Origin of the sequence: Bradyrhizobium sp. NP1 (genome assembly GCF_030378205.1) — a bacterium.
Lineage (GTDB): Bacteria > Pseudomonadota > Alphaproteobacteria > Rhizobiales > Xanthobacteraceae > Bradyrhizobium.
In genome coordinates, this window is sequence record NZ_CP127385.1 from 3,357,357 (window position 1) to 3,379,907 (window position 22,551).

20 protein-coding genes, 1 tRNA gene and 1 pseudogene are annotated in these 22,551 nt (G+C 64.2%); 11 read left to right on the forward strand and 11 right to left on the reverse strand.

The annotated features are described in order from the left end of the window. Positions 1-6 precede the first annotated feature (6 nt). Both acuR and QOU61_RS15970 read left to right on the forward strand, forming a co-directional pair. Entirely contained in the window at positions 7-639 is a 633-nt protein-coding gene (gene acuR / locus QOU61_RS15965; protein WP_502876931.1) for an acrylate utilization transcriptional regulator AcuR, read from the forward strand. A gap of 310 nt (positions 640-949) precedes the next feature. Continuing rightward, positions 950-2,539: an alpha/beta hydrolase domain-containing protein gene (locus QOU61_RS15970; protein WP_289660207.1), complete on the forward strand. Its 1,590-nt coding sequence runs from the start codon at positions 950-952 to the stop codon at positions 2,537-2,539. 173 nt (positions 2,540-2,712) lie between these two features. Here the strand turns inward: QOU61_RS15970 and QOU61_RS15975 are convergent, their stop codons facing one another. Beyond that, a complete protein-coding gene (locus QOU61_RS15975; RefSeq protein WP_289660209.1) occupies positions 2,713-3,714 on the reverse strand; it encodes an ABC transporter substrate-binding protein in 1,002 nt (333 codons plus the stop codon). 102 nt (positions 3,715-3,816) lie between these two features. On the opposite strand from QOU61_RS15975, the gene QOU61_RS15980 reads away from it, so the two are divergent. Beyond that, the gene (locus tag QOU61_RS15980; protein ID WP_289660211.1) at positions 3,817-4,104 is read left to right on the forward strand and encodes a recombinase family protein; all 288 of its coding nucleotides are present in this window, start codon (positions 3,817-3,819) and stop codon (positions 4,102-4,104) included. Further along, complete coding sequence (locus QOU61_RS15985; RefSeq protein WP_289662324.1) at positions 4,037-4,264, forward strand: hypothetical protein; 228 nt, start codon at positions 4,037-4,039, stop codon at positions 4,262-4,264. The genes QOU61_RS15980 and QOU61_RS15985 overlap by 68 nt, the downstream gene beginning before the upstream one ends. 268 nt (positions 4,265-4,532) lie before the next feature. Here QOU61_RS15985 and QOU61_RS15990 read toward each other — a convergent pair. Then, positions 4,533-4,609: transfer RNA gene (locus QOU61_RS15990), tRNA-Arg, on the reverse strand. A 49-nt stretch (positions 4,610-4,658) separates the two neighbouring features. Then, positions 4,659-4,928, reverse strand: coding sequence for a hypothetical protein (locus QOU61_RS15995; RefSeq protein WP_502876962.1), 270 nt, complete (start codon positions 4,926-4,928; stop codon positions 4,659-4,661). A gap of 228 nt (positions 4,929-5,156) precedes the next feature. Here QOU61_RS15995 and QOU61_RS16000 point away from each other — a divergent pair, with 228 nt between their 5' ends. Continuing rightward, entirely contained in the window at positions 5,157-5,600 is a 444-nt protein-coding gene (locus QOU61_RS16000; RefSeq protein WP_289660217.1) for a hypothetical protein, read from the forward strand. 79 nt (positions 5,601-5,679) lie between these two features. On the opposite strand, the gene QOU61_RS16005 is transcribed toward QOU61_RS16000, so the two are convergent. Continuing rightward, positions 5,680-6,807, reverse strand: a complete 1,128-nt coding sequence (locus tag QOU61_RS16005; protein ID WP_289660219.1) for an S-(hydroxymethyl)glutathione dehydrogenase/class III alcohol dehydrogenase — start codon at positions 6,805-6,807, stop codon at positions 5,680-5,682. A 105-nt stretch (positions 6,808-6,912) separates the two neighbouring features. On the opposite strand from QOU61_RS16005, the gene QOU61_RS16010 reads away from it, so the two are divergent. Further along, a complete protein-coding gene (locus QOU61_RS16010; protein WP_289660222.1) occupies positions 6,913-7,785 on the forward strand; it encodes a DMT family transporter in 873 nt (290 codons plus the stop codon). Between the two features lie 57 nt (positions 7,786-7,842). On the opposite strand, the gene QOU61_RS16015 is transcribed toward QOU61_RS16010, so the two are convergent. Next, a complete protein-coding gene (locus QOU61_RS16015; RefSeq protein WP_289660224.1) occupies positions 7,843-9,300 on the reverse strand; it encodes a cryptochrome/photolyase family protein in 1,458 nt (485 codons plus the stop codon). A 409-nt stretch (positions 9,301-9,709) separates the two neighbouring features. Continuing rightward, positions 9,710-10,369, reverse strand: coding sequence for a peroxiredoxin (locus QOU61_RS16020; protein WP_289660227.1), 660 nt, complete (start codon positions 10,367-10,369; stop codon positions 9,710-9,712). Positions 10,370-10,729: 360 nt separating this feature from the next. Here QOU61_RS16020 and QOU61_RS16025 point away from each other — a divergent pair, with 360 nt between their 5' ends. Beyond that, the gene (locus tag QOU61_RS16025) at positions 10,730-11,299 is read left to right on the forward strand and encodes a hypothetical protein (RefSeq protein ID WP_289660229.1); all 570 of its coding nucleotides are present in this window, start codon (positions 10,730-10,732) and stop codon (positions 11,297-11,299) included. A gap of 316 nt (positions 11,300-11,615) precedes the next feature. After that, positions 11,616-11,822, forward strand: a pseudogene (locus QOU61_RS16030) (DUF6496 domain-containing protein); the annotation flags it as partial. A gap of 22 nt (positions 11,823-11,844) precedes the next feature. On the opposite strand, the gene QOU61_RS16035 reads toward QOU61_RS16030, so the two are convergent. Both QOU61_RS16035 and QOU61_RS16040 read right to left on the reverse strand, forming a co-directional pair. Beyond that, on the reverse strand, positions 11,845-13,683 hold the full coding sequence (locus QOU61_RS16035; RefSeq protein WP_289660234.1) for an alkaline phosphatase family protein: 1,839 nt from the start codon (positions 13,681-13,683) through the stop codon (positions 11,845-11,847). A gap of 177 nt (positions 13,684-13,860) precedes the next feature. Next, on the reverse strand, positions 13,861-14,040 hold the full coding sequence (locus QOU61_RS16040) for a DUF3072 domain-containing protein (RefSeq protein WP_289660238.1): 180 nt from the start codon (positions 14,038-14,040) through the stop codon (positions 13,861-13,863). A 114-nt stretch (positions 14,041-14,154) separates the two neighbouring features. Between QOU61_RS16040 and QOU61_RS16045 the strand changes: the two genes are divergently transcribed. Then, on the forward strand, positions 14,155-14,379 hold the full coding sequence (locus tag QOU61_RS16045) for a hypothetical protein (RefSeq protein ID WP_289660241.1): 225 nt from the start codon (positions 14,155-14,157) through the stop codon (positions 14,377-14,379). A 14-nt stretch (positions 14,380-14,393) separates the two neighbouring features. Here QOU61_RS16045 and QOU61_RS16050 read toward each other — a convergent pair whose 3' ends face one another. From QOU61_RS16050 to QOU61_RS16060, 3 genes are all read right to left on the reverse strand, one after another. Then, positions 14,394-16,841 (reverse strand): PAS domain-containing hybrid sensor histidine kinase/response regulator family protein, encoded by a 2,448-nt coding sequence (locus QOU61_RS16050; protein ID WP_289660242.1) that lies wholly within the window; start codon positions 16,839-16,841, stop codon positions 14,394-14,396. Between the two features lie 137 nt (positions 16,842-16,978). Next, positions 16,979-18,238, reverse strand: a complete 1,260-nt coding sequence (locus QOU61_RS16055) for an arsenic transporter (protein ID WP_289660244.1) — start codon at positions 18,236-18,238, stop codon at positions 16,979-16,981. 30 nt (positions 18,239-18,268) lie between these two features. Then, positions 18,269-19,531, reverse strand: coding sequence for an MFS transporter (locus tag QOU61_RS16060; protein ID WP_289660246.1), 1,263 nt, complete (start codon positions 19,529-19,531; stop codon positions 18,269-18,271). A 477-nt stretch (positions 19,532-20,008) separates the two neighbouring features. Here QOU61_RS16060 and QOU61_RS16065 point away from each other — a divergent pair, with 477 nt between their 5' ends. After that, complete coding sequence (locus QOU61_RS16065; protein WP_289660248.1) at positions 20,009-20,218, forward strand: hypothetical protein; 210 nt, start codon at positions 20,009-20,011, stop codon at positions 20,216-20,218. Positions 20,219-20,521: 303 nt separating this feature from the next. Further along, complete coding sequence (locus tag QOU61_RS16070; RefSeq protein ID WP_289660250.1) at positions 20,522-22,537, forward strand: acetyl-CoA carboxylase biotin carboxylase subunit; 2,016 nt, start codon at positions 20,522-20,524, stop codon at positions 22,535-22,537. Positions 22,538-22,551: the final 14 nt, after the last annotated feature.

The following is a 22,551-nucleotide window of genomic DNA, read 5'->3' on the forward strand; positions in this document are numbered from 1 at the left end:
ATCCGCATGAGCAAGACACTGCCTGTCCGCCGCCGCGGGCGACCGCCTAAGGAACTTGCGGGCTATAGTGCGACCCGTGACGCGCTAGTCCGTGCAGGTGTCGTAATGCTGACGGAGAAGGGCTATTCCGCGACGGGGATCGAGGAAGTCTTGCGTAGCGTCGACGTGCCGAAGGGATCGTTCTACCACTACTTTCCGAGCAAAGAAGCATTTGGAGCGGCACTGATCGACAGCTACGCTACCTATTTTTCGCGGAAGCTCGACAGCTTCTTCCTGAGCGAGCAGCACCCCCCACTCGAAAGGCTTAGGGGTTTTACCGACGATGCTGCGTCTGCCATGAAGCGCTTCCGTTATACGCGAGGCTGTTTGGTAGGCAATCTTGGCCAGGAGATGGGCGCACTTCCGCAATCTTTTCGCCAGCAACTATTCGATGTGTTCATCGACTGGCAGCAGCGCACAGCCAAGTGCTTGAGAGGTGCTCAAACGACAGGTGTGATCTCTTCCAGCCACGATTGCGACTGGCTTGCCGAATTCTTCTGGATCGGCTGGGAGGGCGCGGTCCTTCGCGCCAAACTCGAGCGCCGTTCCGAGCCGCTTCACTCCTTCTCGAAAGGTTTTTTCAAGCTCCTCAGTGAATGAGGCTTTGCCCGGAACTAGACGATCGGTCTAATAAAATTCACTGCCTTCGACGCTGACCCAGACAAGCCGGAGCCGCACGATAAATACCTCCGTTACGACATCCGCGATCCAGACCATCCCCAACATGATTGGGGGTGGGCATGTCGCTGCCTCCGGCGGCAGGTCGCAGGATGTCTTCAACCCGGCGCTCGGCGTCGTTAGCGGTCGGGTAGGCCTCTCGACGGACCTCGACGTCGATGATGCCGTGACGTGGGCGTCGCAGTGCTGCGGCGACATCGAAAACCATCGCCGCCACGCTGGGAGGATTCCAATGCCGTACCGCCCACATGGGCCCATGGTGGTGTTTCTGTTCTGCCTGCTCGGCCTTATCGCCATGGCGCGGCCCGCGAGCGCGGAAGTCACGCGGATCGAGTTCACGTCGAAGCAGCCTTTCGGCACATTTCGCGCCGGCGACTATGTGATCTGGCAGGGCAAGATCCACGGCGACCTTGCGCCGCAAGAAGCCATTCCGGGGATCGACAAGGCAGCGCGCAATGAACGCGGGCGCGTCGACTACTCGGCGAAGATCGTTCTCGTGATGCCGGCCGCTCCTCGCGCCGGCAACGGCGCATTGCTGGTGGACGTGCCCAACCGTGGCCTCGCCAACGCGGAGATGCTCTATAACTCGCCGCGCGATATACCCTTCCTCTCCGGCACATTGGAGCAGGGCACGGGCTTTCTCCAGGATCACGGCTTCACGGTCGCGGAGGTTTATTGGGAGCTCGGACAGGGCGCGGATCTGCCTTCGTTCGCCGACGGCGACGGCAAGACACACTACGTCGAGGGGGTGGGCTTTGCGATCGTGCGCGACGCCGCGGACTTCCTCGCGCACGCGGCCACCGACAGCGCCGGATCGCCCAACCCGCTCAACGGCGCGATCAATCGCGTGCTCGCGAGCGGCAGGTCCCAGGATGGACGGTTCCTGAAGTCCTTTCTGCTGAACGGCTTCAACATGGTGGGCAACCGGCGCGCATTCGATGGGATGCATGTGTTCGTCTCGGCCGCGGGCCTTCTGCCGATCCTGCAGATGGGCCTTGGGCCGAATTCGAGCGGCGCCGATGCTCCCACCTTCGCCAATCCGGACTTTCCCGGGGTGAATGACGGGCCGCTCACGATCGGTGAGATCACGGCCAAGGTCGAGGCGCGCCGCGAGGTCCCGCCGAAGATGCTGCTGGTCACCTCGACCACGGATTACTATTCGCTACGGGCTTCGCTCGGTCGCACGGGCGCGTCCGGAACCGCGGATCAGCCGCTGCCTGCCAATGTGCGGATGTACGACATTGCCGGTGGGTCGCATGTGATCGTTCCCAAGGCGCCGACCTGCACGTTGCCGCCCGGCCGTATCGATTGGGCCCCGCTGTCGCGAGCCCTGCTGTTGCACCTTGATTCATGGGTCGGTCGCAACGCCGAGCCGCCCGCGAGCGAACTGATGCCACTCGAGCCTGCGAGCGGCGAGCCACCCGCGCTGCGTGCCCCGACCCGGCTTTCCGCCGCCGTGATCCAGGTGCCGAAGCGCGATCAGGACGGCAACGCGCTCGGCGGCGTGCGGCTGCCGGATCTCGCGGTGCCGACCGGCACCAACGGCGGGCAGAACCAACCGCAGACGTTCACCTGCATGCTGGTCGGATCCTTCTCGCCATTCGCGGCGACGAAGGCGGAACGAGAACGCAGCGGCGACGCCCGCCCATCGATCGAGGAGCGCTATCACGGCCGCGATAATTACGTGAACCGGATCCGGATTGCCGCGCAGGACCTCGTGGCGCGCGGGTTCATGCTGCCGGAAGACGCGGCGGTGATCATTCAGGAAGCCGCGTCGAGCAACCTGTTCGCGCCCGCGCCCGCGAATGCCGAACCACGTTGAGGGTCGCTCGACCACGTGGGCGAAGGCAGTCTGCCATACGTTCCAATTCGCAAATCCGCGAGAGCCTACGATTTCTCACTCAATCCCTCGGAGGTCGTCCGCTCTTGCTTCGATAACGGCCGTTTGTACCCGACACACAAAGTGACGGGATGGGCCAAAGGGCGAACTGCTCCTTATTCGATCACCTCGTCTGCACGGGTAAGAATGGTTTCTGAAATACTCAAGCCGAGAGCTTTAGCTGCTTTGAGGTTGATGATGAGGTCGAACTTTACCGGCTGCTGAATAGGCATGTCAGCCGGCGTCGCTCCACGCAAAATCTTATCGGTAAACTCTGCAGCACGTCTGAAAAGGTCGATGAAGTTTGGTCCGTACGAAATCAGACCGCCTGCGTCCACGAATTCTCTAAAACCAAAGATTGTTGGGATCTTTGCGGCGGTAGCTGCTTTGATGATTTTTGATTTATTGGCATTTGTGAGGGGCTCACTCCACACATAAAGCGCGTCAGTTTGGCCCGAGACTGCTGCCATCGCTGCTTCAATACCGTCGGCTGTTTGGACCTCCAGTATGCTCGCTTCTAAGTTCAATTTGGCGGATGCCGTTCGAATGCCAATCATCTCTTGCGTAACACCTGAGTAATTGGTGTTTACCAGTGCAGCGACACGGCCGACATTGGGAATAATTTCCCGTAACAATTCAAGACGTTTGCTGCTGAGTTCACTGGGCTGAATGGAAAGTCCTGTCACATTTCCACCAGGCCGGGCCAAGCTTCCGACGATTCCGTTGGCGACTGCATCGCCATAGGCGGCGAATACAATTGGAATGGTAGACGTGGCCTGTTTTGCGGCCACAACGCCGTATGCCGACGTAACGATCACGTCAACCTTTTGATGCACGAGCTCAGCAGCGAATTCGGTGGTTTGTCGAACGTCGCCTGCCGCCCAGCGATACTCGATCTTGATATTGCGTCCATCTGTCCAGCCAAGCTCGGACAGTCGCTGCGCGAATGCCGCTACCCATGCGCCATGAGAAGCTTGTGTTCCTGCCACGAGGAAGCCGACGATCGGTAGCTTTTCCGACTGCTGGCTATGAGCCGCTGAGGTTAAGACCACAGCAACGCTACCCACAGAAAGTATGAACTCCCGTCGCCTCATCCAATCATCCAGCGTGGAGGCCATCCCAGCGGATCAAACCATACGGAAAGCCGTTCGGCCAGTACGCCTATCAAGGGTCGTGCGGCCTAGGAGCGTCGGAAACGGGTCATTCCCGTCGACATTGTCATGTCAGCTCCCGTCCAGGCCGAGACCGTGCGCCTGATCTTCGGCCTGGCGCGCGAGGGCAGCGGAAGCTCGGGGCCGATGGGCGTCAAGTTTATAGCCACGCACCTCGATGCATCAGGAATTCGCACCCGCGACGGCGGACGCTGGGGTGTCGATGCCGTCCATAAGGTGCTGACCCGGACGACCCACATCGGCCGGTTGTCCGGGTCGCACCGTCCCCATGGAAAAACTCGACAATCTGATCGCGGAGTACATCGAGCAGCGTTTGTTGCAGCCCAAGCGTCTTGAGCAACTTTTGTCGCACGTACTCGACCGCCGCACTGAGCGAGCGGAACGGCGAAAGTCGCACATCGCCGAATTGCGCAAGCGAGCGGCCGAGGCAGACGCCAAACTCAAGCGGGGATCGGATCGCCGAGCTGAAGGCCACGCGCGATCAGGCCCGCCTTGACGCGGAGCGGGCCGAGGATGCGATCGAACGGGCCGGACAAGCTATCACACCGCAGGCGCTAAAGACGTTTGCCAGGACAGCCCGCAAGCGGATGCGGACCGATGGCGGCGGCTACCGCCGCGACCACCTTCGCGCGCTCGCCCAACGGGTCGAAGTCGATCAGAAAGAACTGCGCATCATGGGTTCGAAAAGCGCGCTCCTGCGCACGCTGGTCGCGGCTTCAAGCGCAAAAACGGCAGGTTTTGGCGTGCCCAGTTCTGTACCGAAATGGCGCGCTCGGAGAGATTCGAACTCCCGACCCTCGGAATCGAAATCCGATGCTCTATCCAGCTGAGCTACGAGCGCGTGGCCGTTCGGATATCAGAGTTGGCTGGTCAGTTCTAGAAGCTCGGTTCTAGAAGCAGGGGTGGCGTCGGCCGTCCTGGCCGATATAGGCGGCCGCGCCCTGGAAGCAGAGGTTGGACGAGGGGCCGTCATAATAGGCGAAGGTGCCGGGCACCACGCCGGGACCGTAATTGTGGAGATAGCTGATCGGGTAGGGCAGCCCCCAGTGATGGGCGTGGTAATGGTGGTGGCGATGACGGTGGTGGGGCGCCTCGTCGGCTAGGCTCGGCGCAAGCGAAGCCGCCAGCATCGCAGCAGCGGCAAGAACCCTCACTGTCATCATTTCGATTCTCCGCAACCCATGTCCCTGCCGGCCCGAAACCGGCCAATCCGGCTCCCTTTACCGCGAAATGGCCGAAAAAGCTGCGGAATTTCAGCCACAGGTGACAAATTTTGCCGTTTTGGGCATGCTTAACGAATTCCCAACACAGTCCCGCCAGAGTCTTTCGCTCTGGTCCCGCCCGGGATCCGCCTTTTTCGTGTTCCAGGACCGTTATCCGATCCGACGATGCGCATCACGTCCCTCGCCCTGTTGTGCCTTTTCCTTGGCTTGGCGCCGGCCCGCGCCGAGCTGCACATCACGCGCGACCATGGCGGCTATGTCGAGGAATACAAGGCCAAGTACAAGCGCATCCGCGAACGCGGCGAGCGCGTGATCATCGACGGCATCTGCAATTCGGCCTGCACGCTGGTGTTCGGCATCGTGCCGATGAACAAGATCTGCGTCACGCCGAAGGCGAGCATCGGCTTCCACCAGGCCTATTACGACAAGGCCTTCACCTTCGGCATCAAGGTCACCAGCGTCGAAGGCACCTCCGACCTGATGTCCTATTACCCCGACACGGTGAAGGAGTGGATCCGCCGCAATGGCGGGCTCACCACCGAGATGAAGAAGATCAAGAACGGCCTGGATCTCTGGAAGATCGTCGATCCATGTCCGGAAGAGTGGTGATCTCCGGCAAACGCGAGGCGTCTGCCGGCCATCTTCGATCAGCAAGCTGAAGCGACGCTATCGCCGTCCAAAAGGACTTCTAGAACATCACGACGCCTCGGATCGACTCGCCGCGCTTCATCAGGTCGAAGGCGTTGTTGATCTCGGCAAGCGGCATCACATGCGTGATCATGGGATCGATCTGGATCTTGCCCTGCATGTACCAGTCGACGATCTTCGGCACGTCGGTGCGGCCCCTGGCGCCGCCGAACGCGGTGCCTTTCCACACCCGCCCGGTGACGAGCTGGAAGGGGCGCGTTGAGATTTCCGCGCCGGCCGGCGCGACGCCGATCACGATCGACTGGCCCCAGCCGCGATGACAGGCTTCCAGCGCCTGCCGCATCACCATGACGTTGCCCGTGCAATCGAAGGTGTAATCGGCGCCGCCGATCTGGTCGGCGCCTGATTTCGTCATGTCGACGAGATGCGGCACGAGGTCCTTGCCGAGCTCCTTCGGATTGACGAAATGCGTCATGCCGAAGCGCTCGCCCCAGGCCTTGCGATCGTTGTTGATGTCGACGCCGATGATCATGTCGGCGCCGGCGAGCCGCAGGCCCTGGAGCACATTGAGCCCGATGCCGCCGAGCCCGAACACGATGGCTTTGGCGCCTTGCTCGACCTTGGCGGTGTTGATGACGGCGCCGATGCCGGTGGTGACGCCGCAGCCGATGTAGCAGACCTTGTCGAAGGGGGCGTCCTCGCGGATTTTCGCGACCGCGATCTCCGGCAGCACGGTGAAGTTGGCGAAGGTCGAGGTGCCCATGTAGTGGTGAACAGGCTTGCCGCCGATGGAGAAGCGCGAGGTGCCATCAGGCATCAGGCCCTGGCCCTGCGTGGCGCGGATCGCGGTGCACAGGTTGGTCTTGCGCGACAGGCAGGAGGGGCACTGCCGGCATTCCGGCGTGTAGAGCGGGATCACATGGTCGCCCTTCTTCACGCTGGTGACGCCGCGGCCGACATCGACCACGATCCCTGCGCCCTCATGGCCCAGGATCGCCGGGAACAGGCCTTCCGGATCGGCGCCCGAAAGGGTGAACTCGTCGGTATGGCAGACCCCGGTCGCCTTGATCTCCACCATCACCTCTCCCTCGCGCGGGCCCTCGAGCCTGACGGTGGTGATCTCCAGCGGTTGGCCTGCGGCAACCGCGACGGCGGCACGAACGTCCATGGAATTCCTCGTTCTCTTGAGCTTTTCGCTATGTGATATCGGACGGCGACCCCTGCCGGGATCGGCCTTGCGGCCCAGCATATGATCAGGCAGGTAAGCCCGCAAATGAAACACGACTTTGACAAGCTTGCCGCGCGCGCGGCGCCGGCGGTTTTCGTTCTGCTCTGGAGCACCGGCTTCATCGGCACCAAATACGCAATTCATGGCGCGCAGCCGCTGACCTACCTCACCATCCGCATGGTGCTGGTGGTGATCTTGATGGGAATCATTGTCGTCATCGCGCGGCCGAAATGGCCCGGCCGCAGCGGCATCTTCCACAGCGTCGTCGCGAGCCTGCTGGTGCACGGCTTCTATCTCGGCGGCACCGCGGTTGCGATCGCGCATTCGATCCCGGCCGGTCTCTCCGCCCTGATGCCCGGCCTGCAGCCGGTCCTGACCTCGACGCTTGCCAATCGCTGGCTGGGCGAGCGCGTCACCGCGATACAATGGGTCGGACTGTTGCTCGGGCTCGGCGGCGTCGTGCTGATCATGCACAACCGTCCGCTCACGGGCGATGCCGGCTGGGGCTGGCTTGCCTCCGCCGTATCGCTGATCAGCATCACACTCGGCACGCTCTATCAGAAGCGCTATTGCGGCGGCATCGACTGGCGCTCCGGCAATCTCGTCCAGTACATCGCGGTCATGATCTTCTTCGCCATCGGCGCGCTGCTGTTCGAGAACAATGAGGTGCACTGGACGCAGGAATTCGTGCTCGCGGTGGCATGGCTTGCGGTGGTGCTGTCGATCGGCTCGATCGGCCTGCTGTACTGGCTGATCCGGCATTCGGCCGCGACCTCGGTGGCGAGCCTGTTCTACCTGGTGCCGGCCGTGACCTCGATCATGGCCTACGCCCTGTTCGGCGAGCAGCTGGATGCGATCGCGATCGCCGGCATGGCCGCCTGCGCCGCCGCCGTGCTGCTGGTGAACCGGCGCGCCTAGAGCGTTTTCGAGCGAACTGGATACCGGTTCGCGTGAAGAAAACGAACCGAACACGTTCTAGCCGTGGCGTGTGGCGGCGTAGGCGGCGAGCGCGCGCTCGCGGCCCAGCCTGTGATCGATGATCGGCTCCGGATAGGTCTTGCCAAGAATGACGCCGGCGCTCGCAAGCTCCAGCGGAGTCGCGCGCCATGGCTGATGGATCAGCTTGTCCGGCAGCTTTGCAAGCTCCGGCACGAAGCAGCTGACATAGGCGCCATCGGGATCGAACTTCTCGCCCTGCAGCACCGGGTTGAAGACGCGGAAATAGGGCGCGGCATCGGCGCCGCAGCCGGCGACCCACTGCCAGTTGGCGGGATTGCTGCCGGCATCGGCGTCGACCAGCGTGTCCCAGAACCATGCTTCGCCGAGCCGCCAGTCGATCAGGAGATGCTTGACCAGGAACGACGCCACCACCATGCGCACGCGGTTGTGCATGACGCCGGTATGCCAGAGTTCGCGCATCCCTGCGTCGACGATGGGATAGCCGGTCTGGCCACGCTGCCAGGCGCGCAGCGCGCGCGCATCCTGGCGCCACGGAAAGGCGTCGAAGGCCGGCTGCAGGTTGCGCGTGGCAAGGTCGGGCACATCGAACAGCAGGTGCCGGCAGAACTCGCGCCAGCCGAGTTCGCTCAGGAATTTGTCGACATCCGGGGCGAGGCGAGGCCGCTCGGCCGCGGCAAAGTGCGCGGCATGCCACACCTGCCGCGGGCTGATCTCGCCGAAGCGCAGATGTGGCGACAGCCTCGAGGTGGCCGGCCGGTCCGGCCGGTCGCGCGCGCTGGCGTATCCCGCCGCGTGGTCGAGAAACGCCTTGAGGCGGTCCTGCGCCGCGTCCTCTCCGGCCGTCCACGTCTCGCGCAGGCCAGTGGCCCAGTCGGGCTGCTGCGGCTCAAGGCCCCAGGCTTCGATCGTTTCACTTGGGGACGTGCCGGCCGGCCGCAGCGAGCGCGGTGCTGGCAGAGGCTTCGGCGGATCGCCGGCCGCCAGGACCCGCCGCCAGAACGGCGTGAACACGCGTGGGCCGCGCCCGTCCTTGTTTCTCGCTTCAGCGGGTGGGATCAGCAAATCGCCGGCAAAGCTTTGCGAGCGGACGCTGATCGTTGCGAGCGCGGCTTCAACCTCCCTGGCAACGGCCTGATGCGGCGCCTGCGCGATTTCATTCCAGAATACCGATCGAGCCTCGGTTTCGTGCGCGAGCGCGCCGATGATCTGCGCCGCCGGGCCCTTGCGCAGGATGAGCCGGCCACCAGCCTTGCCGAGGTTTTGCTGCAGGCAGCGCAGCGACTGCGCAAGCCACCAGCGTGCGGCGCCGCCGAGCGGCCTGGCCGCGGGTGGCCTCAACGCCGCGCTTTCCTCGTCAAGCACGTAAAGGCAGATCACAGGCAAGCCGGTGGCGACCGCCGCGTTGAGCGCCGGATGATCGGAAAGCCGCAGATCATCACGGAACCAGACGATGACAGAATTCGAAAACGTCATGCTTGTCGGAGCGGTTTCAACGGCTTGCTGCGCCCACTTCGTTCTAATCAAGAGCCGACCATTAACCCGCTACCGCGGCTTGGCGGCGGCCTGTCGCAAAAGACTCCCTGATAGATTACGAACGCGCCCGGCTTGAGTTTCACGGTGCGCGGCCAGGCCGCGCGAAACCGTCCGCATGGCTCGCTAGCAGGTCTTGTGAAGAACGGCGCGGGCGCGCTCGCCGTCAGACCGGTCATCTATCGACGCTGGTCGGTCTGACGGCGCTGGCGTTGCTGAAGCAATGGAACCGGGCGGCTGCGAGCGCCGACATCGCGTGGGGGGCGCCGGTGGCGGCGGTCGCCTCGACCGCCGCCTTGTTGCGAACCGGCTCGCACCGCAAGCGCAGCCGGTTCGGAGAGCCTCCGCGCCGTTACTTCGGCTGAGGCACGATGCGGATGTAGGGTTTCGGCGCTTTCCAGCCCTGCGGGTAGATCGTCTTGGCCTCGTCGTCGGAAACCGAGCCCGCGATGATCACGTCCTCGCCCTGTTTCCAGTCGGCGGGCGTGGCAACCCGATGCTTGGCCGTCATCTGCAGGGAATCGATCGAGCGCAGAATTTCCTGGAAGTTGCGGCCGGTGGTCATGGGATAGACCATCACCAGCTTGATCTTCTTGTCGGGTCCGATGACGAAGACGTTGCGGACGGTCTGGTTATCAGCCGGTGTGCGGGTGAGGGGATCGCCCGAGGTGGAGGCCGGCAGCATGTCGTAGAGCTTCGACACGTTGTAGTCAGTATCGCCGATCATCGGATAGTTCGGCGCGGCGCCTTGCGTCTCCTTGATGTCCTCGGCCCATTTCGAATGGCGGTCGACGGGATCGACCGAGAGCCCCATCAGCTTGACGCCGCGCTTGTCGAACTCGGGCTTCAGCCTGGCGAGCGCGCCGAGCTCGGTGGTGCAGACCGGCGTGAAATCCTTGGGATGCGAGAACAGCATGGCCCAGCCATTGCCGATCCAGTCATGGAACTTGATCTTGCCCTCGGTGGTTTCAGCCTCGAAATCGGGGGCGACAGCGCCTATCTGAAGTGCCATTTGGTGACCTCATGTCATTCTAGTTGCAGGGAAATTTGCCTTTGCCAGTATAATGGGCGAGGGCGGCCATGTGAACGGCTTGCGCGCAGAAGGGTAGATCATTCTCCGATCCGTGGAACCCCTGGCAACTTCTTTTGATCGGTTGCCCCGCGGCGAAAAACCACAATCGCCGTAAAAACCCCGATTGCCCCGATATCGCCTTTTGTGCTGCCCATCACCGCCGCTCTCGAACCGAACCAGAACCAGCCGCGACCAATCGGCAACCATGTCGAAATCTAGCAATCACGGTTTCGAATCATTAACCACTCGTTTACGCCCGCATGAAAATGCTGGCCAAGCAAGAAACCGAGAAGTGTGACTATGTCTGCCCCTGTGCGTGCCGAACTGACCAGCGTCCTTGAACCATCCTGCCGCCAGACCGCCGCCCGCGCGCTCACCGTCGTGCGCGATGGCGTGATCACCGGCGAAGGCCCGACCACCAGGGGCCGCGTGCATTTTTCCCGGTCGCTCGATGCCGACGATGCGGCCTGGTGCGTCCGCATCCTCACCGCGCCCGCGGTCGAGCACCAGCCGGTGAGCCGTGAAGAGGCCAACGCGCTGTTCGAGATCAACGAGGCCGCGGCCGAGCGCTCCGATGGCGGCCGTTTCGACGACCTGCTCGCGAAGGCGATCGCCCATCATGCCGCCTCCGAGTCCGGCCTGCCGGTGCCGCCGCGTACGGTCGCACTGTCGCCGGACACCGCGATCGAGAGCTGGGCGCCGACCAGGGGCGCCAATGTCGACACCGAAGTGCTGGAATGGATCGCCAGACAGATGCGCGGCAAGCGGCGCAGCAACCGCGCGCTGATGGCGATGGTTGCAACGATCGTCGGTGCGACCGCCATTCCGCTTTCGCAACTGCCTGCCGTGCTCGACATCGGCATGCTGTGATCCTCGGATCGGCTGGACGATCTTGCAGACGGCGGGCCTAGTGTCCCGGACACGAAGTTCGCATCATTTTGCGGCGGGCTCTTTTGCGAACTTCGGGTCCGAAAGGACACTCGCAAAATTTATGATTCTAGTGTGGTTTTAGTTCGGAAGTTCTCTTGACGAACTCGCCGAACAAATGAAGAGAACTTCCGAACCACCACACTAGCCCGCCGTTTTGTTTTTCAGAGCACGCGCGTTCTCAAGCCGGCTCGCATGTGCCGACTGGAACCATCCGGCATCCGCAGCGGTTCTACCGTCTTTGGGACGGAGACATCCGATGGCGCGCAAGGCGAAAAAGCGCAAATACTCGAGAAGCGCGGGCAGCGACGTAGAGAACGAGATGCGCCGCTACAAGAAGGGCACCGCGAAGAGCGGCCGTGGTGGCAGGGCCGGCAAGGTCAAGAGCCGCAAGCAGGCGATCGCGATCGGCCTTTCCAAGGCCCGCAAGAAGGGCAAGAAAGTGCCGAAGAAGAAATCCGCCAGAAGTCGCTAGATGTAACGCCCTGCTATTTCCCGGCCGTCTTCTGCTTGCCGCCGTCCGCCTCCAGCCCGACGGTGCGGCCGGGGAAGCCGGCGGCGTCGAAATAGCGCTGGGCTCCGACGCGCTGGAAGTTGAGCACGGTGCGCAGCCCGTTCGCGGCCGGCTCCGACTTGACCGAGCCGGCGAATGCCTTAGGCGTCGCGCCATTCGGCATCGCTTCGGTCATCACGCGTCCGATCAGTTCGCCCTTGGCGTTCTGTTTCAGGCCGAGGATGCGCGCCGCGGTCGCGCCGACATCGGCATTGCTGACGGGCAGGGGATCGACAAAGCCCGACTTGAAATCCGGGCCGATCGCGGCCGTGAAGTTCAAGGTGTCGCCGCGACCGAAGCTGCCATGCATGCCCTGGCCCTGGCGCAGCACCGTGTCGGCGATCTCGACCGAGCAGTTGGTCGGCTCGTCGCATCCCGACGAATAGGAGCGGAAATTGACGACGATCGAGGGCGTCGGCGTCACCGCCGTGCCCTTCATGCCGATCTGCGACATCGGCAGCGTGCCCGGAAAGCGGCCGAGCGCGTCGTCGACGAAGAGGCCGCTGACATAATCCTGGTCGAGCAGCGCCTTGATGGTGCGCGCAGCAAGCTTCCTGTCCTTGTTCGGCAGGTAGATCAGGTCCGAGCCGCCATTGGTGGCGACGACCAGATCGGGCTTGGCCGGATCCTTGCCGAGCACGCCGTTGCCCGCCTTCGGATGGGCGCCTTCGGCGACGCGCGCGTTCTTGTCGTTGGGATCAAACAGCGGCAGATCGAGCGCCTTTGCGAGATCGAGCGCGACGAAGCCCATGGGCAGGAAATCCTTCGGGGTGTCGTCATAGCTTAGCTTGGCCGACGGGCTCGTCTTGCTCTCCTTGGAGATCGTGGAGAAGCCGTGGTCGGAGGTGACGACGATGTTGGTGGTGGCGGCAAGCCCGAGGTCGTCGAGCGCCTTGCGCAGTTGCGCCAAATTGTCGTCGGCGTTCTTGATGCCGGCCATCGAGGTCGGCCCGTTGATCCCCGGCGTGACCGTGTTGAGGCTGTCGCCCGTGTTGTGCTGGCTGCCGTCGGGGTCGCGCGACCAGAACACCAGCACGAACGGTTTTGCGCGCGCCTTGAACATCGGCAGCACGACCTTGGTGGCGACGTCGGCCATATAGGCCTGCTGTGCGACATTGGCGACCGTGGTGCCCGGCGTCTTGGCGTCGCCCGCCTTGCCGTTGTCGCCGCGCGAGGGCGTCGCCAGCGCAAGTCCGGCCTTGGTCAGCGCGTCCTTCATCTCGTCGGACAGCGGAACGCCGCTCTTAGCGCCGGTCGAGTCGTCGATCACGATGGTGTTCTTGCCGCGGTCGGTGTGATCGAAGATCAGGGTCGGGCCGACCTTGCCGATCGCCGCCGTGCTGAATCCCTGTCCGCGCGCCATCTTCAGGATGGTTTCCTCATTGAGGTAGTCGCCGCCGAAATGCTCGTCGACATCGCCGAGCACGGCGTCGTTCTCGATGAAGGGCACCACCGTGTCGCCCGCCGGCGCGGAGCTGAACGCGGTGTAGATGGTGTTGCTGAAGGTGCCGGTGTCGCCGAGATAGTGGCCGCTCGCGATTGCCGATCCGTTCGCCATGGTGAAGGTCGGAAACAGCGAGTGCGAATTCCTGAAGTGAACGCCCTGGTCGCGCAGCGCGGCCATCGCGGGTGCGGTGGCAGGCGTGACGATGCGGCCGCGCAAGCCGTCCGGAATGAACAGGATCAGGTTGTGCGGCGTGTTGTTCTGCGCGAAAGCGGGGGCAGCGCCGAGCGCGAACAGGCTTGCGGACAACAACAGGATGGCGCGGCGCATGGCATTCCCCCGAGGCATGGCAAATGGCGGATTCTGGTCGCCGCCTGTCTAGTTCTGCCGTGCGACGGATTTGTTACAGCGGTCCTTCGCGCGAGCCCAGCCTAGGTTCCCGATTTCCGGTGCGGGCGCAACTCTCGGCCGCCATCCGGGCGGCAGGCAGGGGTGAGGCGCGCGACCCTAGAATGAGTCCGCCAGCGCAATTTCCGCCTCCAGGGCGCCTATGCGCCGGAGCGCCTCGGCTTGGGTCAGATTTTCCTCGAATTGGCGCGGCTGGTAGGCTTCCCGGCTAAGCCTTTTCAGCTTTCCGGCCTGGGCGCGCGTCATTTGTGAACGTAATCGCTCTTGAACATCGGTCATATCCGCCTCCAAATAGGGTCTGGGGCTTGACTCTATGTTCTCTTTTTGTTCTAACAAGCCATGGACAACAGAATTAATGAGATCCGGCGCAAGATGAGTGCCTTGCGTGCGGACATGATCGAAGCCGAGGCCACGGTCCGCGAGCAGGTCAAGCTAGGCCTGGACTGCGCGGAATCCGCGACGCGGCTGATCGCGATGCGGCGCGAACTGGTCGTTCTGATCGACGACTGGAAAGCGGCCGGCGGCACCGATCGGCTGCCTACCGTGCAGGAGCGGCTGAAGTCCTCTCCGCGTGCGGCGGAGAAGAGCGAGAAGCCGCGGGTCGTCGCGCACGACTGAGCGCAGCAGACGTATCAGCGAGCGGCGATACGCTCCGACATCGCCTTGCGCAGGATGCGTGACAGCTGCTCCACCGAGTAGGGCTTCTGGATCAGTTCGAAGCCGCGGTCGGCGTTTTCCGCGAGCACGTTGCTGTACCCGCTGGTGAGCACCACCGGCAGGCCGGGATAGCGCGTGCGGATGATGCCGGCGAGCTCGACGCCATCCATGCCGGGCATGATCACGTCGGAGAACACCAGGTCGAATTCGTTCTCGGCCAGGATCGCAAGCGCGGCATCGGCGTCGGCGACCCGGCGCACCGTATAGCCGAGATCCTCGAGCAGCTCGGTCGAGAAACGCCCCACATCGTCATTGTCCTCGACGACCAGGATGCGGTAGCCGCGCCCGGCGCTGGCGGGCTCGCTCGCGCCCGCGGCAAGGTTCGCGCCGCTCTCCGCGATCGCGACCCGCGGCAGGTAGATCGTGAAGGTTGAGCCGCGTCCAACTTCGCTTGCAACCTCGATATCGCCGTCTGACTGCTTGGCGAAGCCGAATGCCTGGCTCAGGCCAAGCCCGGTGCCCTTGCCGACCTCCTTGGTCGTGAAGAAGGGCTCGAAGATCGCCGCGAGATGCTCGGCTGGGATGCCGGTGCCGGTGTCGGTGACGGAAATCGCAACGAAATCCCCCGCGCGTGCCGGCTGGCCGCGCAGTACGGGGATCGCGCCGCTCTTGCGGACGGAGAAGGTGAGGCGGCCTTCGCCTTCCATCGCGTCGCGCGCGTTGATTGCCAGGTTCACCAGGGTCGTCTCGAACTGCGCGACGTCGGCGATCGCGAAATATTCGGGACCATCGACTGCGACGTCGATCGCGATCCGGCCGCCGACCAGCGGGCGAATGAGCTGCGCGACGGTTTCCACCTGGCTGCCGACATTGAACACCTGCGGCTTGAGCGGCTGGCGCCGGGCAAAGGCGAGCAGCTGCGCGGTCAGCTTGGAAGCGCGCTCCACCGTCTCGGCGATCGCATCGACATAGCGGCGCCGCCGATCGTCGGAGAGCTCGCGCCGGCGCAGGAAGTCGGTGGCCGAGCGGATGATCGTCAGCAGGTTGTTGAAATCGTGCGCGACGCCGCCGGTGAGCTGGCCGACCGCCTCCATCTTCTGCGACTGGCGCAGCAATTCCTCGGCCTGGCGGCGCTCGGTGACGTCGACCGCTTCCGGCACCACGCCGGAGACCTTGCCGTCCTGGTCGAACACCGGCCGCATCACGCATTCGAAATGGCGGTCGCCAACCGGCAGACGCAACCGCACCTCGAGCCGGACCTCGCTGCCGTTGCGCGCCTTCAAAAAGGCGCCGCGGATGTTCTCGGGCATGCCTGGAGTTGCGGTAAACCAAGGCGTCTCCCAGAACGGGCGGCCGATGACGTCGCGCGCCGCGGCGCGGATCCCGACAAGAGCGATCTTGTTGACGTAGAGCACCTCGCCGTCGAGGCCGAGCAGCCCCTGATACTGATGGCTGGTCTCCAGGATGGCGCGGAGCTGCGCCTCGCTCGACTGGAGCTGCGAGGTGCGTTGGCGGATGCGCTGCTCCAGCGTCTCGTTGAGCCGGCGCAATTCGATCTCGGCCCGCTTCGAGGTCGTGATGTCGTGGGCGACGCCGATGAAGCCGATATGCTTGCCGGCGGCGTCCCAGCGTGGCTGTGATTCCGATCGCATCCAGCGCCATTCGCCGTCGGCGCGCCGATAGCGGGCTTCCAGCACGAAGGGTTTGAGGGAGGATTCGCCGGCGATCTGTTCCTGCAGGATGCGCGGCAGGTCGTCGGGATGCAGCACCTTGCGCCAGTCGAAATTGATCGCTTGCTCGAACGGCAGGCCGAGGAAGTCGAGATAGGCCTGGTTGGCGAAGGATCGGTTGCGGTCGAGCTTGGTGACCCAGATCGGCACCGGGGCGCTGTCGGCGATCAGGCGGAAGCGCTGCTCGCTTTCCCGCAGCGCCGCCTCGGCCAGCACCTTTTCCGTGGTCTCGGCGACCGCGCAGAACATCCCGGCGACCTTGCCCTGTTCGTCACGCACCGGCGAATAGGAGAAGGTGAACCAGGTCTGCTCGTCGAAGCCGTGCCGGTTCATGATCAGCGGCAGGTCCTGACGGTAGGTCGCTTCGCCCGCCATCGCGGACGCGATCAGCGGGCTGATGTCGGGCCAGATTTCGTGCCAGATGTCGTGGAAGCGGTCGCCGAGCGACTTCGGATGTTTCTCGCCGAGGATTTCGACATAGGCGTCGTTGTAGAGGAAGCCGAGCGCCTCGCCCCAGGCCACGAACATCGGAAATCGGGATTCCAGCAACAGCCCGACGACCGATCGCAGCGATTGCGGCCAGCCACTCGGAGGCCCAAGCGGGGAGCTGGACCAGTCGTGCACGCGCATGAGCGCGCCAACCTTGCCGCCACCGGCCATGAACTGCAGCGATCGGTCGGTGGAATCGTTCATCGCGCCTGTAGCGATCGGTCGGGAAAAAAACAAAACACGGAAAGTCGCAAATGCAAGGGAAGTGCCGCCACGTTATCTGATCTGGGCGCGAGGACAACGGCTTTGCTGCCGACGGGGTTCCGCCGCCGGAACGGACGTCAGTGGATGGCGGCCGCAAGCGCCGCAAGCAGCGCCGGCGGCATGACCACAAGGCCAAGGGCGAAGAAGCGCCAGGCGCTGACATGCAGGCCTTCACGGCGCAGCGCCACCAGCCAAAGGATGGTCGCAAGCGAGCCGGTGACGGAAAGGTTCGGGCCGAGATCGACGCCGATCAGCATCGCACCGACCACGGCAGGCGGCAAATGATCGCTGGCGGCGACCGAGCCGGCGAGCAACCCGACCGGCAGGTTGTTGGCGATGTTGTCGGCGATGGAGATGGCGATCCCGACCATCCACGCGGTCCGGGTGCTCGACTGCGCGACCGACTCGTGCAGCAGCGCGCTCACATGCCCGATCACGCCGGTCCTGATCAGCATTTCCACCATCACGAACAGCCCGGCCACCAACGGCAGCACGCCCCAGGAGATGTCCTTCAGCACAGGCCAGGGCGACTGGCGGCTGAGGATGAGGACTGCGGCCGCGGTGACCACGCCGCAAAGGAAGGTCGGCAGGCCCAGTTGCAGGTCGAGCGCGGAAGCGCCGAGCAGCACGATGCCGATCGCGACGATGCCGAAGGCGGTGAACCGGCCCTCGCGGCTCAGCTTCGGCTTGATGACGTCGGCCTCGATCTCCTCCTCGTTCAGCGCGCGGCGCTGGGTCAGGCGAAGCACGACGTAGGTAACAATGATGGAGGCGGCGGAAGGAGCTGCGAACTGGCGCAGCCATTCGACGAGGTGCGGCATGCGCGCGCCGAACACGACGAGGTTGGCCGGGTTCGAGATCGGCAGCACGAAGCTCGCCGCATTGGCGATGAAGGCACACACGAACAGATAGGGCAGGGGCGAGGCCCCGGCCGCGCGGGTCGCCGCATAGACCGCCGGCGTCAGCACGATCGCAGTCGCATCGTTCGACAGGAACACGGTGACCAGCGTGCCGACCAGATAGACCAGCAGGAACAGCCGCTGCGGCGAGCCGCGCGCGTGGCGGACGGCGAGGGCGGCGAGATAGTCGAACAGGCCCTCGCGCCGCGCCAGTTCCGCGATCAGCATCATGCCGATCAGGAAGAGATAGACGTCGACGCCCTTGCGCACGCCGGCCGCCGCCTCGTCCCAGGGCAATAGCCCGAGCAGCACCAGCGCGAGCGCACCCGCGACCGCCCAGATCGCCTCGGGGAGACGAAAGGGGCGGATGATCACGCCTGATGTGGCAAGCGCGATGATGCCCCAGGCTATCACGCTGTCATGGGGGGCTGTTGCCACGTCAGTCCTCTCGTACAATCCGGTCGGCGATCATTCCGCAGCGATACCCGACGCAAGCCCCGCTGTCTGCCCCCGGCGGCCGTTGCGTTTGCCGGGTGGGCCGCCGGTCTCCGGCAGTGCCAGGGCGCAGACAATCCCGCCGACGGCCGCTACCGCCCCGAGTGTGAGGAAGGCGGCGCTGTAGCCCGCCTTTACCACGACCACGCCGGCGAGAGTCGTCGAGAGCGCGGCGCCGATGCCTTGCGCGGTGATGATCGCGCCCTGCGCGACGTTGAAGCGGCCGGTATTGCGCATGAGATCGGCGACGATCACCGGGAAGATCGCGCCAAAAATGCCGGCGCCGATGCCGTCGAGCAGTTGCACGCCGACCAGCCAAGCCCTGTCGTCGGATAGGGTATAGAGAGCGCCGCGAACGGGAAGGATGAGAAGCGCGAGAAGAAAGAACCGCTTGTAACCCCAGCGATCGGCCTTCGCGCCGACCAGCATCGCCATCGGCACCATCACGATCTGGGCCGCGGTGATGCAAGCCGACATCAGGCTGGTGCCGATGTTCTTGTCCTGCAGCGCAAGCTTCTGGCCGACCAGGGGCAGCATCGCCGCGTTGGAGAGATGAAACAGCGTCACGCACAGCGCAAAGATCAGCAGCGGCCGGCAGGTCAGGAGAACGCCAAGGCCGGAGGGCCGCTCGCGCCCTTGCCCGGCCTCGTCGAGCCCGCGCGCGAGCTCATGATCGATCGCCTGCTCGGGGATCGCGAGGATGCTGGCGATGCTCGCGACCGACATTGCCGCGAGCAGATAGAAAACGACCTCGGGCCCGAACTGGTAGGCGGCGATGCCTGCGATCGTCGCGGCGGTGGCATTGCCCGCGTGGTTGAAGGTCTCGTTCCGGCCAATCCGCGCGGTGAAGCGACGGTGGCCGACGGTGCCGAGCGAGATCGCGGCGATCGCTGGCGGCAGCACGACGCCGGCCGCGTGCGCAAGGCCTTGCGACACCGCGACGGGCCAGAAGCTTGGAAAGAGCGGCAGCAGCAGCGACGCGACCGCGATGAACAGCGCGGCTGCGGCCATCACGACGCGCTTGGCCCTGGTGGCGTCGACCAGGGCGCCGGCCGGCGTCTGCGCGAGGATGCCGGCGATGGTCGCGATCGACATGACCATGCCGATCCGCGCCTCGTCCCATCGCTGCTCGGTGAGAAGGTAGATCGCGAGATAGGGCCCGAGGCCATCGCGCACGTCGGCGAGGAAGAAGTTCGCCGCATCGAGCGCGCGGCCTGCTCGAATTGCGATACGCACCGTCCGTGCCCTTGTTGTGGCCCTCAATCCGGCATTGGCGACCCTGTGTCGAGAACAGCGGTCGATCAGCGCGGTTCCGCGATGTATTCGGGCAGGTATACTGGAACCTGTCGGCTGGTTCAGCGTTTCGCGGGACCTCGGAGGCCAGATGCTTGAAGGCTTCACCAAGCGCGACTTCGCAATTTTCATCGGCGGGCTCGTCGTCGCCGGCGCGCTGGTGGTCGGGGCCGTGGATTTCGTGATCTACCGCTACGTGTTCTGAGAACCGGCTCCGCGGTTCACGTCCGCGACGGCTCGTCGGGAACGAATTGTCGTCTCCCGCATTGGCTTGCCGTTCGTACGAGAAATGACCTTCCCCCAAGACGGCTCCGGCGCTTTCGCAAGGCGTCAGGGCCGTTTCTTTTTTGCGCGCGCCGAGTTGACTTGATAGGAACAAAAGAAGAACATTCTGCAAGAACGCTCCACCAGGATACCGCCATGTCGTCGACTTCGCAGCCGGCCCCAGCAGAGGATGATGAGCTGGAGACGGCAGTCGATCAGGCGCTCGCCGCCTGCGACGGTGACATGCGGGCCACCATCCGGGCGCTCATCATTGCCAATCAATATCTGGAATCCGAGGTCACCGACCTCATGAAGGCGGTCTCGCATGCCTACGCCCGCGGGCGATTCCAGACCTATTCCGGCTGATCGTATCTCTGGTGGTCCGACGCCAACATTCGCATCCCTTTTGTGGCAGGCACTTTTGCGAATGTTGGCGTCAAAGGACCACTAGCAAATATAAGATTCTAGTGGAGTTTTGGATTTGACATTCGCTTTCGGGATTCGCGGCTGGGCGGGTGGCGAATGTCAAATCCACTCCACTAGAGCGGCGGATCGGCGGCCGGGGCGGGCCAGGACGGTTGCCTCGGTCGCGTTTTGCTGTACGACAGAATTGTTGCGGCTGTTGCGCCGTGCCAGATTGCTCCCGCCCAAGGTCCTGCAAACAAACGCATGTTCAAGAAAATCCTGATCGCAAATCGCGGCGAGATCGCTTGTCGCGTCATCAAGACCGCCCGCCGCATGGGGATCAAGACGGTTGCCGTCTATTCGGAGGCCGACCGCGACGCGCTGCATGTCGAGATGGCTGACGAGGCCGTGCTGATCGGACCGCCGGCGGCGGCCGAAAGCTATCTCCTGATCGAGCGGATCGTCGAGGCCTGCAAGAAGACCGGCGCGGAGGCCGTGCATCCCGGCTACGGCTTCCTGTCTGAGCGCGAGGCGTTTCCGCGCGCGCTGCAAAAGGCCGGCGTCGTGTTCATCGGTCCCAATCCCGATGCGATCGCGGCGATGGGCGACAAGATCGAATCCAAGAAGGCCGCCGCAAAAGCAAAGGTGTCGACCGTGCCGGGGCATCTCGGCGTCATCGAGGACGACAGGCATGCGGTGAAGATCGCCGACGAGATCGGCTATCCCGTGATGATCAAGGCCTCCGCCGGCGGCGGCGGCAAGGGCATGCGGATCGCGCACTCCAAGGCCGAGGTCGCCGAAGGCTTCAACCTGGCGAAGGCCGAGGCGAAGTCCTCGTTCGGCGACGATCGGGTGTTCATCGAGAAGTTCATCGTCGATCCCCGCCACATCGAGATCCAGGTGCTGGGCGACAAGCACGGCAACGTCATCTATCTCGGCGAGCGCGAATGCTCGATCCAGCGCCGCAATCAGAAGGTGATCGAGGAGGCGCCGTCGCCGCTGCTCGACGAGACCACGCGCCGCAAGATGGGCGAGCAGGCGGTGGCGCTGGCGAAGGCGGTGAACTACGACTCCGCCGGCACGGTCGAGTTCGTCGCGGCCCAGGACAAGAGCTTCTACTTCCTGGAGATGAACACGCGTCTTCAGGTCGAGCATCCCGTGACCGAACTCGTCACCGGCATCGACCTCGTCGAGCAGATGATCCGCGTCGCCGCCGGCGAAAAGCTCAGCCTCGCGCAGAAGGACGTCACCCTGACCGGCTGGGCGGTGGAATCGCGCGTCTATGCCGAGGACCCGTTCCGCAACTTCCTGCCCTCGGTCGGACGGCTGGTCAAATACCGCCCGCCGGCCGAGGCGAGCCAGGACGGCATCACGATCCGCAACGACACCGGCGTGCAGGAGGGCGGTGAAATCCCGATCTTCTACGACCCGATGATCGCCAAGCTCGTGACGCACGCGCCCTCGCGCGCGGCGGCGATCGAGGTGCAATCGACCGCGCTCGATGCGTTCTATGTCGATGGTATCCGCCACAACATTCCGTTCCTCGCCGCGCTGATGCATCATCCGCGCTGGCGCGAGGGCCGGCTTTCGACCGGTTTCATTGCCGAGGAATTCCCGAACGGGTTTTCGGCGCGGCAGCCGGAAGGCGAGGTGGCGCGCCGGCTCGCCGCGGTGGGGGCGGCGATCGACCATGTGCTCGGCGAGCGCAAGCGGCAGATCTCCGGCCAGATGAACGGGCGGCTGGTGCAGCGCGAACGTCGCCGCGCGGTGTGGCTCGACCGCGAGGAGGTCGCGCTCGACGTGGCGCGCGAGGACGGCGCCATCGCGGTGCGCTTCGTCGATGCGGCCGGCGCCGTTGGTGCGCCGCATCTGCTGCTGTCGCCGTGGAAGCCGGGCGAGCCGGTCTGGCAGGGCACGATCGATGGCCAGGTCGTGGCCGTGCAGGTGCGTCCGGTCGCCAACGGCTTCCGCCTCGCGCATCAGGGTTTTGAGGTGCCGGTCTATGTCTTCACCGAAGCCGAGGCGACCTCCGCCCGGCTGATGCCGGTCGTATCCGCCTCCGACAGCGGCAAGAAGCTGCTTTGCCCGATGCCGGGCCTCGTGGTGTCGATTGCCGTGACCGAGGGCCAGGAGGTCAAGGCCGGCGAGACGCTTGCGGTCATCGAGGCCATGAAGATGCAGAACGTGCTGCGCGCCGAGCGCGACGGAACGGTGAAGAAGGTCCACGCCGCTCCCGGCGCGACGCTCGCGGTCGATGCGCTGATCCTGGAGTTTGCGTAGTCCGTCATTCCGGG

Coding starts and splice junctions, on each gene's coding strand:
- acuR (WP_502876931.1), top strand. CDS start 7: ATGAGCAAGACACTGCCTGTCCGCCGCCGCGGGCGACCGCCTAAGGAA.
- QOU61_RS15970 (WP_289660207.1), top strand. CDS start 950: ATGCCGTACCGCCCACATGGGCCCATGGTGGTGTTTCTGTTCTGCCTG.
- QOU61_RS15975 (WP_289660209.1), bottom strand. CDS start 3,714: ATGGCCTCCACGCTGGATGATTGGATGAGGCGACGGGAGTTCATACTT.
- QOU61_RS15980 (WP_289660211.1), top strand. CDS start 3,817: ATGTCAGCTCCCGTCCAGGCCGAGACCGTGCGCCTGATCTTCGGCCTG.
- QOU61_RS15985 (WP_289662324.1), top strand. CDS start 4,037: ATGGAAAAACTCGACAATCTGATCGCGGAGTACATCGAGCAGCGTTTG.
- QOU61_RS15995 (WP_502876962.1), bottom strand. CDS start 4,928: ATGACAGTGAGGGTTCTTGCCGCTGCTGCGATGCTGGCGGCTTCGCTT.
- QOU61_RS16000 (WP_289660217.1), top strand. CDS start 5,157: ATGCGCATCACGTCCCTCGCCCTGTTGTGCCTTTTCCTTGGCTTGGCG.
- QOU61_RS16005 (WP_289660219.1), bottom strand. CDS start 6,807: ATGGACGTTCGTGCCGCCGTCGCGGTTGCCGCAGGCCAACCGCTGGAG.
- QOU61_RS16010 (WP_289660222.1), top strand. CDS start 6,913: ATGAAACACGACTTTGACAAGCTTGCCGCGCGCGCGGCGCCGGCGGTT.
- QOU61_RS16015 (WP_289660224.1), bottom strand. CDS start 9,300: ATGACGTTTTCGAATTCTGTCATCGTCTGGTTCCGTGATGATCTGCGG.
- QOU61_RS16020 (WP_289660227.1), bottom strand. CDS start 10,369: ATGGCACTTCAGATAGGCGCTGTCGCCCCCGATTTCGAGGCTGAAACC.
- QOU61_RS16025 (WP_289660229.1), top strand. CDS start 10,730: ATGTCTGCCCCTGTGCGTGCCGAACTGACCAGCGTCCTTGAACCATCC.
- QOU61_RS16035 (WP_289660234.1), bottom strand. CDS start 13,683: ATGCGCCGCGCCATCCTGTTGTTGTCCGCAAGCCTGTTCGCGCTCGGC.
- QOU61_RS16040 (WP_289660238.1), bottom strand. CDS start 14,040: ATGACCGATGTTCAAGAGCGATTACGTTCACAAATGACGCGCGCCCAG.
- QOU61_RS16045 (WP_289660241.1), top strand. CDS start 14,155: ATGATCGAAGCCGAGGCCACGGTCCGCGAGCAGGTCAAGCTAGGCCTG.
- QOU61_RS16050 (WP_289660242.1), bottom strand. CDS start 16,841: ATGAACGATTCCACCGACCGATCGCTGCAGTTCATGGCCGGTGGCGGC.
- QOU61_RS16065 (WP_289660248.1), top strand. CDS start 20,009: ATGTCGTCGACTTCGCAGCCGGCCCCAGCAGAGGATGATGAGCTGGAG.
- QOU61_RS16070 (WP_289660250.1), top strand. CDS start 20,522: ATGTTCAAGAAAATCCTGATCGCAAATCGCGGCGAGATCGCTTGTCGC.